We start from the raw sequence: 12848 nt of genomic DNA, 5'->3' as shown, positions 1-12848 counted from the left end.
CGGCTAGACCGCGGCAACCCGGTCGGGGCGGCGCAGCGCGCGCCGGTCGCCGTCGCGGACGGTCACGCCGGTCGCATCGAACCATTCCATCAGCGGCACGGCATACTTGCGCGTCGTCCCGACCGCGTCGCGGAAGCGCGCCATGGTGATCGGTCCTTCGCGCCGGATCGCGGTCTCCAGACGGCTGCGGATCTCGGCCACCTGCGCGCCGCGGTACACGTCGCCGGCGACCTTCACCAGCGCGCCGGTCGCGAGCAGCGCGTCGAAGGCCTGCGCGAGTCCCGGAATGCGCGCGCGGCGCAGCTCGGCGACGACGGCGTCGAGCGCGACCGGCAGCAACGGCTGCTCCGCGTCGGCGGGGACGACCCGCTCGAAGAACGCGCGCTGCTCCGCCGTCAGCCGCGGCGCGTGTCCGGGCGTCGCGTAGTAGCCGGCGCGGCTGGCGATGCGGCCGTCGTCGACCTCGATCGCCAACAGCCGCACCAGCACGCTCTCGTCGATCTCGAGCGCGCGCGCCAGCGCGAGCGAGGTCGTACCGAGAATCCACGGCGCGTCGTGCTCGCGCTGCGCCAGGACTCCGAGCACGCGTGACCCGAACGCGTCGGCCGCGTCGCCGTCGACGTAGGCCGTCGGCCGCTGCACGCGCCGCGCCGCACCGCGCGCGCCGGCGTCCGCCAAGATGTCCGCGGCGCGTTCCTCGCGCACGTTCGCGCGCGCGCCCAGCTCGGCCGCCGACCGCGGTACCAAACCCGTCGCGCTCAGCGCCGCCAAGACGGCCGCGACGTCGGGGGCGACGCCGTCCGCGCGCACCTCGGCCGCACCGGCGACGGTGCCGCCGCCGAGCAGCCGTTTCGGTGAGACCGCGCGCGCCACGAACGGCTCGTCGGGATGGACGATCGCCGGGCGGCGCAGGTGCAGCGTCGCCTCGACGGCAGCGAGGTCGACGGGCTGCGCGTCGAACACCAGCGTGCCGAGAATTTCCGCCGCGCCGAGATGCGCGCGCACCGGCGTGCGCCGCCGCAGCAACGGCAACGCGTCGGGCAGCGGGCGAAAGCGCACGCGCACGGCCGCGCGCGGCGACAAGCTCGCGTCGGCCAACACCGCGCCGCGGTGCAGCTCGCCGACCTCGACGCCGGGTAGGTTCACCGCCACCCGCGCGCCGCCGGCGACCTCGCTCTTCGTTTCACCGAAGACTTGCAGCGAGCGCACGCGCACGCTGCGCCCGGGCGGGTCGACCTGCACCACGTCACCGATGCGCAGCGTCCCTTGCGTGAGCGTGCCGGTGACGATGGTGCCGTGTCCGGCAAGCGCGAAGACGCGGTCGATCGGCAGGAACGCCGGCGCATGCGCGGGCCGCACGGGCAGCGACCGCAGCGCGTCGCGCACGGCCGCCCGCAGCGCGTCGAGCCCGGCACCGGTCACGCTCGAGACGGCGATGGCCGGCGCGTCTTCGGCGAAGGTGCCGCGCACCGCCGCGCGCAGCGCCGCTTCGCTGGCCGCCAGCGTCGGCGCGTCGACGAGATCGGCCTTGGTCAGCACCAGCAGCGCGCGCCGCACGCCGAGCAGGTCAAGGATCGCGAGGTGCTCGACGGTCTGCGGCCGCACACCCTCGTTGGCGGCGACGACGAACAGCACCAGCTCCATGCCGGCAGCGCCCGCCAGCATCGTGTGCACGAACCGCTCGTGGCCCGGAACGTCGACGATCCCCGCCTCGACCCCGTCCGGGTCGCGCAGCAGCGCGAAGCCCAAGTCGAGCGTCATCCCGCGCAGCCGCTCCTCGAGCCAACGGTCGGGCTCGGTGCCGGTCAACGCACGGACCAGCGCGGATTTTCCGTGGTCGACGTGACCAGCGGTGCCGACGACGTGCATCTACTGCGCGGCTTCGAGCAGCGCCGCGAGGTCCCCGTCCCGTTCGGGTGGTATCGTGCGCACGTCGATCGCGACGGCGTCGCCCTCGGCCCGCGCGATCAGCGGCGGCGTCCCGGCGCGCAGTCGTCCCAGCGCGGCGTCGAGGCCGCCGCCGGCGGGCCGCCACGCCAGCGCGATCGAGGGCAGCGGCGCCAGCGGCAGCGTCCCGCCGCCGACGTAGCCTTCGACCGCGACCACGCGCAGATCGAGCCCCGGCAGGCGCGCGCGCAGCGCCTCGGCGCGCGCCCGCAAGGCCTCCGGCGAGGCCGCCAGCATCCGGTACAGCGGTACCCGTTCGCGCCCACCCGGCTCGAGGTGCAGGCGCAGCGTCGCACCGAGCGCGGCGATCGTCGGCGCGCCGACGCGCAGCGCGCGCAACAGCGGGTTCGTCCGCACGCGCGCGACGGCGGCGGTCCGGCCGACGAGGATCCCCGCCTGCGGACCGCCGAGCAGCTTGTCGCCGGAGAACGCGATCAGGTCGATGCCGTCGGCGACGGCGTCCTGCACCGTGCGCTCGCGCGGCAGCCCGTACTCGCGCAGGTCGTGCAGGGCGCCGCTGCCGAGGTCCTCGAGCACCGGCACGCCGGCACGCGCCCCGAGCGCGGCGAGCTCCGCGCCGCCGACCTCGCTGGTGAATCCGGCGAGACGAAAGTTCGAGGGATGCGCGCGCAGCAGCAGCGCGGTGCGCGGCGAGAGCGCGCGCGCGTAGTCGTCGATGCGCACCTTGTTGGTGGTACCGACTTCTACCAGTCGCGCGCCGCTGCGCGCCAACACGTCGGGCAAGCGAAAACCGCCGCCGATCTCGATCAGCTGGTTGCGCGCGACGATCACCTCGCGCGGTTCGCCCCCCGGACCGCGCGCGAGCGTGTCGAGCGCCAGCAACACCGCGGCCGCGCCGTTGTTCACGACCAGCGCGTCCTGCGCACCGGTCGCCGCGCGCAGCAGTGCGCCGAGCCGGTCGTAGCGCGACCCGCGCGCGCCGGCGGCGAGGTCGTATTCGACGTTCGAGGCGCCGCCCGCGGTCGTCGCGATGGCGTCGAGCGCCGCGGCGGCCAGCGGCGCGCGGCCGAGGTTGGTGTGCAGCAGGATGCCGGTCCCGTTGAGGACGCCGACCAGGCCGCGTTGCGCTTCGCCGGCGAGGCGCCGGAGCGCCTCGGCCAGGATCGCATCGGGCGCCGGCGTGGCCGGGAGCGCCCGCGCCGCGTCGAGCGCGGCGACGAGGTGAGTCTTCACGACCGGCGCGCCGAGCAGGGCGACGAACCGCGCGATCGGCGGTTCGTCGAGGAGGCGGTGAACCGCCGGAAGGGCGGAGCGGCTAGGCGGCGGCGAGATGCCGGTTGAGCATGTCCGTGATCATGCGCTCGGGGACGAAGCCCACGATGCGATCCACGGCCTGCCCGTTCTTGTAGAGCACCAGGCACGGGATGCCCGAGATGCCGTACTGGCCGGCAATCGAGGGGTTCTCGTCGGTGTTCAGCTTGACGAAGTCGACCTTGCCGGTGAATTGGCCGGCGACTTTCTCAACCACGGGCGAGAGCATCTTGCACGGCCCGCACCACGGGGCCCAGAAGTCGACGATCACGGGGTTCGTGGCGTCCAGCACCTGGGTCTGGAACGTGGATTGGCTGACGTCGGGAAGAGCTGACATTGAAGCGGTTCGATACCTCCGTCTCCAACGACCCATACCCGCCGTCACGAGTTTCGCCTCCTGACTCGCCGAGTAGAACAAGCAAACTAGCGGCGACCCGCCGCCCGAGGGACTGCCGATGCCATCCAACCCGCCCGCCGGCTCCGCCTGGCCCGACCTCGACGTCTCGCACTGGTCCGCGACGAAGCGCAGCGTGCACGCGTACGCGCAGATGCTCGGCAAGCTGCGCGTGGGGCTCTCGCCGACGCAGCCGAATTGGATGTTCACGCGCTTGTACCTGAACGCGCGCGGCCTGACCACCGGCGCGATGCCGTACGGCGCGACGGTCCTCGAAGGCGTGCTCGACGTCTTCTCCTCCGAGCTCGTGCTGCGATGCAGCACCGGGGCGGAGCGGCGCATCGCGCTCGTTCCCGCGCGGACCGTCGCCGAGATCTACGCCGACCTGTTGGGGGCGCTGGCGGCGCTCGAGGTCACCGTCTCACTGCGGCCGGTTCCGCAAGAAGTCCCCGACACCACGCCGTTCGACGTCGACCGCCGTCCCGCCGCGTACGATCCGGACGCGGTGCAGCGCTGGTTCCGGGCCGCGACCGCGACCGCGAACGTCTTCGCAGCGTGGCGCTCGCGCTTCTTCGGCCGCTCGGGGATCCCGTTCTGGTGGGGTGCCTTCGACCTCGCGCTGCTGCTGTTCAGCGGCAAGCACGTCCCCGCGCCGCTCGACCGCGGCTACCTGCTGAAATACGACCTCGACGCCGAGCTGATGAACTGCGGCTTGTACGTCGGCGACGAGCAGACGCCGCCGTTCTTCTACGGCTACATCTATCCGCAGCCGGCCGGGGTCGAGACGTTGGTGATGGCGCCGGCCGCGGCCAGCTGGTCGGCGGCGCTGGGCGAATGGGTGCTGCCGTACGCGACCGTCCGCGACGCAGCCGCTCCCGCGGACGAGTTGCGCGCGTTCCTCGACGCGCTCTACGCCAACTGTATCGGCGCCGCCGGCTGGGACGCGGCCGCCCACTCCTACCTCGCGCCGCCCAGGCACCGGCAGTTGCCGCGCTAGGGCAGGACGGGAGGCACACCCTGCGAACCGCTTCGTCATGAAGCGAACGTTGTGCGCCTTCACGGCCGCGCTGCTTGCCATATTCCCCGCGGTCCAGGCGCTGCCGGCCGGCGCCGCGTCGGCCGACATCACCCGGTTCGCACGGCAAGACCATAGCGATCCGCTCGCAACGTCGAACATCGTGTTGAGCAGCACGAATCAGAGCGGGGTCGCGCGCGTGTGCTTCTCGTTCCGCAACCTGACCACGAAGAACGTCACCTCGGCGAAGTTCCACTTCGGTCTGCGCGACCAATTCGGCGGCGAGCGCTTGAGCCTCGACCTGATCCGCAACGCGAACGGATCGTTCTCGTCCGGCGAGCTCGTGCGCGCGCCCGACCCGACGGCGCCGGGGTATTCCGACACCAACAACGGATCGCAGTCGTGCTGGACGTTCGCCGCCTCGTCGACGATCTTCGACGGCCTGAACGATCAGTCGCACTTCACCATCGACGTCACGGCGATGAGCTACGCCGACGGGACGACCTGGGTGCGCGGCGCCACGTTCCCGCGCGCCTTCGCGTTCGACGGCACGCCGTTCGTGCAGCAGCTCAAGCCGTTCAACGCGACCTTCCTGCGCGTTCCCGAGCTGCGCGCGCCGATCTTCGTCTACAGCGCCGCGCTGCGCAGCGAGCTCGACTTCACCGACAACCAGAAGCCGAAGATGCAGACCTGCTTCTCGTTCCGGAACCTGGCCGATCGGCCGGCGGCGACGATCCAATTCCGCTTCGACTACCTGGACGGGAACCAGCGCACGGTGCAGATCGGCAACGGCAACTTCCTGCAGTGGACGCGCACCGGCACGTTCACCCCGCCGACCCCGATCGAGAACTTTTGCATGACCTTCCCGCTGCCGGACGATCGCACGATCGGCGCGATCCAGTTCTTCACGATCGCGCCGAAGCTGGTGCAGTTCGCCGACGGCACGACCTGGACGCCGGGGACGCTCTTCACCAAGCGCTACGCCGCGGACGGCTCGCCGTACAGCGGTCCCCAGCCCACGCAGAGCGACGTCGCGTTGGTCACCAACGGTCCCAACCCCAACCCCAATCCGTTCGGGCCGACGCCGTTCCCGCAGCCGACCGGCAACAACTCGAGCGGCGGCTTCGTCAACTTCAACGGCGGCCAGCCCTTCGGCGAGATCGCCTGGGCGCAGGGCTCGAAGACCATCTACGGCACCGCCGTCAACAAGACGTCGGCCCAAGAAGCCGGTGCGTCCGCCCTGGCGGCGTGCTACGTCGCCGTGCAGCAGGCCAACGACGGCCACCGCACCTCCGACTGCACGCTGATGGTCAACAACAACGGGCTCAACTCGGCCGCGACCCGCTGTGCCGAGCTGATCTTCGATCCGACGTCGGGCGCCTACCAGGTCGGCTACGGACCGGATCAGGGCGCGGCGTATCTCGACGCCGGGAACCGCATCCGCAATTTGGGCGCCAGCCTCCAGAACACCGTCATCATCGTCGACAACGTTTGCAACGTACGATGACGGCCGCGCTGCGGAGCGCGGCGGTAATCGCGTCGCTCGCGCTCGCGCTCGCACCGGCGGCGAGCGCGGACACGCCGCTGGCGGTGTTCTCGGCGAGCTGGCAGCGCGGTGGTCCGGCGCCGCTCGTCGTCACCGACTCGAGCCTGGCCGGCGCGATCGACACCAACGGCCGTCCGATCGTGCGCGTCTGTGTCTCGTTCCGCAACGTCACCGCGCAGCCGATCACCAGCACGATCGTCGATGCGACGTTCCGTGACGGCGCCGGCGGGCCGGTGGTGTTCGACGGCAACGCCGCCGCGCTCACCCAGCGCTTCGGCGGGAAGTTCGCTCCGGGCGCGCTGGTCGAGCACGAGTGCTTCGCGCGCACGATGCCGGAGCCCGATCAGGTGCGCCGCATGCGCACCGAGACCGTCAGCATCCGCAGCGTCACCTTCGCCGACGGATCCGCCTGGCAGAGCGGCGCTCCGTTCACCCGCGCCTACGCCGACGACGGCAGCGTGCCCTCACCGGCGCCGGCGGTGACGCCGACGCCGCAGCGCACGGCGCGCCCCTATCTGCTCAGCCGGCCGACGCCCAGCCCCTAGCCGGTCGTCACCGGCTCGCCGGTGATGTCCTCGACCCGCTTCGTCTGCTGGCCCAAGTTCGTGATCGCGATGACCTCGTCGCCGTCGGCCAGTCGCTGCAGGCGCACGCCCTTGGTCGAACGGCCCGCGCGCCGGATCTGACTCACCGGCAAGCGGATGACTTGGTTGGCCGAGGTGATCATGAGCAGCTCGTCTTCCGGCGCGACCAAGATCTGGTCGACGACGTAGCCGATCTCTTTCTCCTTGGCGAACGCCTTGACGCCCTTGCCGCCGCGCGAGATGTGGCGGTACTCGTCGATCGGGGTGCGCTTGCCGAAGGCCTGCGAGGTCACGATCAGCACCTCGGTGCGCTCGTCCTCGACGACGTCCATCGCGACGACCTCGTCGCCGTCGGCCAGCGTGATCGCCTTGACGCCGCGCGCCGGCCGTCCCATCGGTCGTACGTCCTTCTCGCTGAAGTGCACGGCCATGCCGTCGTGCGTCGCCAGCAGGATGTCGCGGTTGCCGTCGGAGAGGTCGACCGCCAGCAGCTCGTCGCCGTCGTCGAGCCCGATGGCGATCAGCCCGTTGCGGCGCACGTTCTCGAACTCCGCCAGCCGCGACTTCTTGATGATGCCCTTGCGGGTCACCATCACCAGGTACTCGTCGGTGTCGAACGCGCGAACCGGGAAGACGGCCGTCACCAGCTCGCCCGGCGGCAGCGTCAGCAGGTTGACCAGCGCCGTGCCGCGCGCCTGGCGCGAGGAGTCGGGGATCTCGTAGGCGCGCAGCCGGAACGCGCGCCCCTTGTTGGTGAAGAACAGGACGTACTGGTGCGTCGTCGCCATGAAGAAGTTGCGGACGACGTCCTCTTTCTTCAGGTTGGCGATGCCGATGACGCCGCGACCGCCGCGGTTCTGCGCGCGGAAGGTGTCGACCGAGACGCGCTTGATGTAGCCGCCGACCGTCGCCGTGACGACGACGTCGGTGTCGGCGATGATGTCTTCGATCGCCAGCTCGCCCTCGAGCGCCTCGACCGGCGTGCGGCGCTTGTCGGCGAAGCGCTTCTTGAGGTCGAGCGTCTCGTCTTTGACGACGGCCAGGATACGGGCCGGCTTGGCCAAGAGGTCGTCGAGGTCGGCGATGGTCGCGCGCAGCTGCGCGTGCTCGTCTTCGAGCTTCTGCCGCTCGAGGCCGACCAGCGTGCGCAGGCGCATGTCGACGATCGCCGCCGCCTGCACCTCGGAGAGGTGGAAGTCCTGGGTCGCCGCCGCGCCGGCCATGCGCGCGAAGGCGTCGGAGAGGACGAACGGCTCGGCCTGCAGCGCGGCGCGCGCGACCTCGACCGTGTCGCTCTCGCGGATGATCGTGATGACGCGGTCGATGTTGTCGAGCGCGACCCGGAAGCCTTCGACCAGGTGCGCGCGCTCCTGCGCTTTGCGCAAGTCGTAGGTCGCGCGGCGGGTGACGACTTCGCGCCGGTGCGCGATGAAGTGCTGCAGCAGCGCGCGCAGGCCCATGACCTGCGGCTCGAGCGCCGTCGAGGTGCCCGTCGTCTGCTTCATCAAGCCGGCCGAGTCGCGATGCGGCACCAGCGCGAGCATGTTGAACGCGAAGCTCGACTGCAGCGGGGTCTGCTTGTAGAGCTGGTTCAGCACGACTTGCGGCGTCGCGCTGCGGTGCAGCTCGACGACGATGCGCATCCCCTTGCGATTGGACTCGTTGTGGAGCGCGGTGATCCCGGTGATCCGCTTCTCCTGATACGCCTCGGTGATCGACTCGAGGATGCGGTTGACGGAGACCTGGAAGGGCACCTCGCTGATGACGATGCGGTGGCGGCCCTTCTCCTCGACGATCTCGGCCTTGCCGCGCAGCGCGACCGAACCGCGGCCGGTCTTGTAGGCTTGGCGGATCGCCTCGCGGCCGAGCAGCACGCCGCCGGTCGGGAAGTCCGGGCCGTGCACGTGCGCCAGCAGCCCTTCGTCGAGCTCGTCGTCGCTGGTCGGCAGGCCGTCGTGCTCGATCAGGTACGCGATCGCGTCGCAGATCTCGCCGACGTTGTGCGGCGGGATGTTGGTCGCCATGCCGACCGCGATGCCCGAGCTGCCGTTGACGAGCAGCTGCGGCAAGCGCGCGGGCAGCACGACCGGCTCTTCGGTCTGGTTGTCGAAGTTGGGGACGAAATCGACCGTTTCGCGCTCGATGTCGGCCAGCATCTCCATCGCGATGCGCGCCAGACGCGCTTCGGTGTACCGATAGGCGGCCGGCGGATCGGGATCGATCGACCCGAAGTTGCCGTGCCCGTCGATCAGCGGATAGCGCAGCGTGAAGTCCTGCGCCATGCGAACCAGCGCGTCGTACACCGACGAGTCGCCGTGCGGGTGATAGCTCTTGAGGACCTCGCCGATGACACCGGCGCACTTGCGGTGCTGCTTGCCGGGGTCCATCCCCATCTCGCGCATCGCGTAGAGGATGCGCCGCTGCACCGGCTTGAGGCCGTCGCGCACGTCGGGAAGCGCGCGCGAGGCGATGACCGACATCGCGTACGAGAGGTAGCTCTCGCGCATCTCCTCTTCGACGGCGACGGCGGAGAGGCGGGAATCGTTCGGGTTCACGGGTTCTTTCTAGGGGCTATCGTTCAGTGATGTCGAGATCGAGATCGAGGTCCATGTCGAACGCACCGCGCGCGGGCGGCGGCGCGCTCGCCCGCGGCGGATGGGCCGCGCGGTCCAGCTCGTCGATCGCCTCGCCGAGCTGATCGCGAGCTTCCTGCGCGCGGCGGCGCACCTCGCCGAGGTGCGACTCGAGGTGCGCGTCCAGCGCCGCCAGGTGCTCGGCGCCGGCGCGGTTCCCGCCCGTCACCGGGTCACGGAGTCGCGCTGCTTGAAGAGCGCACCGACGAGAAAACCAACGATCCCACCGACCACGGCGCCCACCACGGCGATGATCAGCAGCTTGCTTCCGAGGCCACCGCCGATGTGTCCCAGCGAGAAAAATCGCAGCGTGAGCACGGAGGCTTCGAAGGCCGCCGCGATCACCGAACACACCGCTCCGGCGACGATCCCGACGAGGACGTCACTCATCCGCAGAAGCACCTACCCCTATTCTGACTGAACGAAAGAACGTCCTCGACGGACACGCTGCGCTGGACGCTTTTGCTCGCTCGCTGGCGGCCACGCTCGGCCCCGGCGACGTCGTGCTGTTGCGCGGCCCGCTGGGTGCCGGCAAGACGACGCTGGTGCGCGCGCTGGTCCGTGCGCTGCACGGCGACGACGAAGCGGTCACCAGCCCGACGTTCGTCTTTCGCCAGACCTACCCCGGAACGCCGACCGTCGAGCACCTCGACCTGTACCGCCTCGCCGACCCCGGCGAGCTGAACGACCTCGGTCTGGACGAGGCGTTCCGGGCCGACGCCCTGGTGCTGGTCGAATGGCCGGAGCGCGCCGAGGACTGGCTGCCGGCCCGGCACGTCACGGTCTCGATCGCGGGCGCGGGCGCGGGTCCGCGCACCGTCAGCGTGCGCCGGTGACGATTCTCGGCCTGGACGCCGCGCTGGGCGGCTTCTCCGCCGCCCTGCTGCAAGGCGAGGCGTCGACCTCCGTGGCGACGGGCCGCCAAGACGCCCTCGAGACGGGCATCGCCGAGCTGACCGCCCTGCTCACCGCCGCCGGCCTGGGCTTGCGAGACCTCGACCGGATCGCGGTCGGGGTCGGCCCTGGCTCGTTCACCGGCCTGCGGATCGCGATCGCGTACGCGAAGTCGCTGGCCTATGCCGCGCGGGTCCCGCTGGTCGGGATCTCCTCGTACGACGCGCTCGAACCGGACGACGCGGACGAACCGGTGCTGACCGTCGTGCACGGCCGGCGCGGCATCATCTGCGCCCGGTTGCGCGCCGCCGGGGAGAGCCGGACCGCGTGCGGCCCCATCGCCGAGGTCCTCGACCGCCTGCTCGCTTCACCGCCCGGGCCGCTACAGGTGGCCGGCCGGACGGAGGACGTGCTCGCGCAGATCGCCGAACGCGGGTGGACCGTGCGCGTGCTGCCGCCTCGAGCGGACGTCCCCGCCCTCGCCATCGCGCTCCTCGCCCGCCACCGCGTCCCGAGCCCAACCCCCCATGCGCTCGCCCCCGACTACGGCGAGAGCCCAGCGGTCACGTTGAATGCGGGCCCCCGCGGGGAATCGCGCCACGATCCCCACGTCGCCGGGCCCGCGCGCACGGGGGCCCCACGCGAACGCGTGGGGGGCGCGGAGCCCGGGGCGGAGCGCCGTTGAAATGAAGGCACAGCTCGATCGTCCCGATGCGGGAGGCGAGGGGCCGCGGCGCATGGTCATCGAGCCGATGACGGTCAACGATCTGCCGGCGGTGCTGCGAATCGAAGCGCTGTCGTTCTCGACGACGTGGCCGGCGAACGCGTTCGCCAACGAGATTCGCGACAACAAGCTCGCGCACTATTTCGTCGGGCGGCTCGACGGCAAGACCGTCGCCTACGGCGGGATCTGGGTGATCCTCGAAGACTCGCACGTCACCACCATCGCGGTCGACCCCGACCGGCGCGGATTCAAGCTGGGCGAGGAGATGCTCCTGCGCCTGCTCGACGAGGCGATCGCGCAAGGTGCCTCGTGGATCACGCTCGAGGTGCGCGCGACGAACGACGCCGCGCAACGGCTGTATCGCAAGTACGGGTTCACGGTCGTCTCGACGCGCCGCGGCTACTACAGCGACAACGGCGAGGACGCGCTGGTGATGTGGGCCGGCAACCTCAAGGGCGAGCTGTACGCGGCGCGGCTGCGCGCGCTGCGCGCCGCGCTGGACGCGGAGATGCGGCGCCGGCCGTGACCGCACCCCCGGTCGAGTCACTGCTGCACGTGCCGGTCCTCGCGCTGGTGCGGCAGTACGGCGCGCCGCGCGGCGTGCGTTCGGCCGACGACGGCACGCACGTCGTCTTCGACGACGGTCCCGCGCGCATCGACGCGATCGTCGACGACGCGGGCGAGGTGCACGCGGTCGACCTGGCGTTTCCGTCCGGCACGACGTACACGCTCACGCTCGACGACGGTCTCGCGCACCGGCTGACCTTCGGCACGACGACCGCCGACGCGGCGGGCGACGCGCTCTCGGCCGACGCCGAGACCGAAGGCGGCGCGTTCCGCGTCTTTCGCCGCGGGGCCGACTCCGACGCGGTGCTGGTGTTCGACGCGAGCACGCAAACGCTCGCGCACGTGATCGTCGGCGATCGCGCCACGCTCTTGCGGCTCGGCTACGTGCGCACGCAGCTGCCGGAAGGTCCGGTCTTTCCGTTCCGCGCGCCGGTGCTGCGGCACACCACGCTGGTCGACCTCGGCGGTACGCGCGCCACCGTGCTGCGGCTCGACGTCGACCGGCTCGGCGTCGTGCGCGACGCGCGCGTGCTGATCCCGAGCGGCGACGCCGCGTTCGACGAACGCGCCGCGCGCAGCGCGCTGCACGACACGTACGCACCGGCGACGCTCTCCGACCGGCCGATCGGCGCAACGGTCTTGCGGGAGCTGCACCACTGATCCGCGACGGCGTCGGCTTCGCCCGCGCCGCGCGCGCGGTGCGCGCGGACCTGGGCCAGCGGCATCGCCACGCGCACGTCGTGCGGGTGGCGCGGATGGCTGAACGGCTGGCCCGCGCACACGGCGTCGACCCGCTGCGCGCCCGAGTCGCCGGGTTGCTGCACGATCTGGCACGCCTCTATCCGGCGGAACGCCTGCTGCGCGAGTGCACGGAGCGCGGGCTGGACGTCGACGCCTTCGAGCGCTCGACGCCGATCGTGCTGCACGCGCGGCTGGGCGCCGAGCTGGCCCGCGAGCGGTTCGGGGTCGAGGACCCCGGGATACTCTCGGCGATTCGCAAACACACGGTGGCCGATGCGGTCATGAGTCCGTTGGACGCGGTCGTCTACCTCGCCGACGGGCTCGAGCCCGGCCGAACCTTCCCCGAACGGGCCGCGCTGGCCGCACTGGCGCTGGCGGACCTGGACGCGGCGATGCGCGGCACGCTGGCTTCCTCGCTGGACTACCTGCGCTCGCGCGACCTTCCCATCTCTCCCCACACGCTGGCTGCCGCCCGGACCTACGGTCTCGACGCGGCGCTGGAGGACAAGACCCCTGCCTGAGCTCGATCTG

Annotated in this window: 14 protein-coding genes; 8 read left to right on the top strand and 6 right to left on the bottom strand. The window is 71.5% G+C overall.

Annotated features, from left to right (window positions below; all coding sequences use genetic code 11):
• Positions 1-3: 3 nt before the first annotated feature.
• From selB to trxA, 3 genes are read right to left on the bottom strand one after another with little or no spacing between them, the layout of a single operon-like run.
• Positions 4-1869, bottom strand: a complete 1866-nt coding sequence (selB, locus tag VMD91_10840) for a selenocysteine-specific translation elongation factor (protein HTW84556.1) — start codon at positions 1867-1869, stop codon at positions 4-6.
• Entirely contained in the window at positions 1870-3240 is a 1371-nt protein-coding gene (selA, locus tag VMD91_10835) for an L-seryl-tRNA(Sec) selenium transferase (protein HTW84555.1), read from the bottom strand.
• On the bottom strand, positions 3224-3556 hold the full coding sequence (trxA, locus tag VMD91_10830) for a thioredoxin (GenBank protein HTW84554.1): 333 nt from the start codon (positions 3554-3556) through the stop codon (positions 3224-3226). The genes selA and trxA overlap by 17 nt, the downstream gene beginning before the upstream one ends.
• Before the next feature lie 118 nt (positions 3557-3674).
• Here trxA and VMD91_10825 point away from each other — a divergent pair, with 118 nt between their 5' ends.
• From VMD91_10825 to VMD91_10815, 3 genes are read left to right on the top strand one after another with little or no spacing between them, the layout of a single operon-like run.
• Entirely contained in the window at positions 3675-4610 is a 936-nt protein-coding gene (locus tag VMD91_10825) for a DUF5996 family protein (protein ID HTW84553.1), read from the top strand.
• A gap of 37 nt (positions 4611-4647) precedes the next feature.
• Complete coding sequence (locus tag VMD91_10820; GenBank protein HTW84552.1) at positions 4648-6135, top strand: hypothetical protein; 1488 nt, start codon at positions 4648-4650, stop codon at positions 6133-6135.
• Positions 6132-6719 (top strand): hypothetical protein, encoded by a 588-nt coding sequence (locus VMD91_10815; GenBank protein HTW84551.1) that lies wholly within the window; start codon positions 6132-6134, stop codon positions 6717-6719. Before VMD91_10820 ends, VMD91_10815 begins: the two co-directional genes overlap by 4 nt.
• On the opposite strand, the gene gyrA is transcribed toward VMD91_10815, so the two are convergent.
• From gyrA to VMD91_10800, 3 genes are read right to left on the bottom strand one after another with little or no spacing between them, the layout of a single operon-like run.
• Positions 6716-9313 carry a DNA gyrase subunit A gene (gene gyrA / locus VMD91_10810; GenBank protein ID HTW84550.1) on the bottom strand — a complete coding sequence of 866 codons (2598 nt, stop codon included), beginning with the start codon at positions 9311-9313 and terminating at the stop codon, positions 6716-6718. The genes VMD91_10815 and gyrA overlap by 4 nt on opposite strands.
• Positions 9314-9329: 16 nt before the next feature.
• Positions 9330-9560 carry a hypothetical protein gene (locus VMD91_10805; GenBank protein HTW84549.1) on the bottom strand — a complete coding sequence of 77 codons (231 nt, stop codon included), beginning with the start codon at positions 9558-9560 and terminating at the stop codon, positions 9330-9332.
• Positions 9557-9781, bottom strand: coding sequence for a hypothetical protein (locus VMD91_10800; GenBank protein ID HTW84548.1), 225 nt, complete (start codon positions 9779-9781; stop codon positions 9557-9559). The genes VMD91_10805 and VMD91_10800 overlap by 4 nt, the downstream gene beginning before the upstream one ends.
• Before the next feature lie 20 nt (positions 9782-9801).
• Here VMD91_10800 and tsaE point away from each other — a divergent pair, with 20 nt between their 5' ends.
• Genes tsaE through yqeK form a run of 5 tightly spaced genes read left to right on the top strand, consistent with a single transcriptional unit; the run spans position 9802 to position 12838 of the window.
• Positions 9802-10227 carry a tRNA (adenosine(37)-N6)-threonylcarbamoyltransferase complex ATPase subunit type 1 TsaE gene (tsaE, locus tag VMD91_10795; protein ID HTW84547.1) on the top strand — a complete coding sequence of 142 codons (426 nt, stop codon included), beginning with the start codon at positions 9802-9804 and terminating at the stop codon, positions 10225-10227.
• Complete coding sequence (gene tsaB / locus VMD91_10790; protein ID HTW84546.1) at positions 10224-10970, top strand: tRNA (adenosine(37)-N6)-threonylcarbamoyltransferase complex dimerization subunit type 1 TsaB; 747 nt, start codon at positions 10224-10226, stop codon at positions 10968-10970. The genes tsaE and tsaB overlap by 4 nt, the downstream gene beginning before the upstream one ends.
• Before the next feature lies 1 nt (position 10971).
• Complete coding sequence (gene rimI / locus VMD91_10785) at positions 10972-11535, top strand: ribosomal protein S18-alanine N-acetyltransferase (protein HTW84545.1); 564 nt, start codon at positions 10972-10974, stop codon at positions 11533-11535.
• Complete coding sequence (locus tag VMD91_10780) at positions 11532-12236, top strand: energy transducer TonB (GenBank protein HTW84544.1); 705 nt, start codon at positions 11532-11534, stop codon at positions 12234-12236. Before rimI ends, VMD91_10780 begins: the two co-directional genes overlap by 4 nt.
• 38 nt (positions 12237-12274) lie before the next feature.
• Positions 12275-12838 (top strand): bis(5'-nucleosyl)-tetraphosphatase (symmetrical) YqeK, encoded by a 564-nt coding sequence (gene yqeK / locus VMD91_10775; GenBank protein ID HTW84543.1) that lies wholly within the window; start codon positions 12275-12277, stop codon positions 12836-12838.
• Positions 12839-12848: the final 10 nt, after the last annotated feature.

Origin of the sequence: Candidatus Sulfotelmatobacter sp., assembly GCA_035504415.1 — a bacterium.
Taxonomy (GTDB): Bacteria; Vulcanimicrobiota; Vulcanimicrobiia; order Vulcanimicrobiales; family Vulcanimicrobiaceae; genus Vulcanimicrobium.
Note: the sequence above shows the minus strand (reverse complement) of the source record. Positions and strands in the feature narration are given on the sequence as shown.

Excerpts from the sequence above, each read along its gene's own strand:
- VMD91_10815 (HTW84551.1), top strand. The coding sequence starts at position 6,132 with ATGACGGCCGCGCTGCGGAGCGCGGCGGTAATCGCGTCGCTCGCGCTC.
- VMD91_10820 (HTW84552.1), top strand. The coding sequence starts at position 4,648 with ATGAAGCGAACGTTGTGCGCCTTCACGGCCGCGCTGCTTGCCATATTC.
- rimI (HTW84545.1), top strand. The coding sequence starts at position 10,972 with ATGAAGGCACAGCTCGATCGTCCCGATGCGGGAGGCGAGGGGCCGCGG.
- selB (HTW84556.1), bottom strand. The coding sequence starts at position 1,869 with ATGCACGTCGTCGGCACCGCTGGTCACGTCGACCACGGAAAATCCGCG.
- VMD91_10825 (HTW84553.1), top strand. The coding sequence starts at position 3,675 with ATGCCATCCAACCCGCCCGCCGGCTCCGCCTGGCCCGACCTCGACGTC.
- VMD91_10800 (HTW84548.1), bottom strand. The coding sequence starts at position 9,781 with ATGAGTGACGTCCTCGTCGGGATCGTCGCCGGAGCGGTGTGTTCGGTG.
- trxA (HTW84554.1), bottom strand. The coding sequence starts at position 3,556 with ATGTCAGCTCTTCCCGACGTCAGCCAATCCACGTTCCAGACCCAGGTG.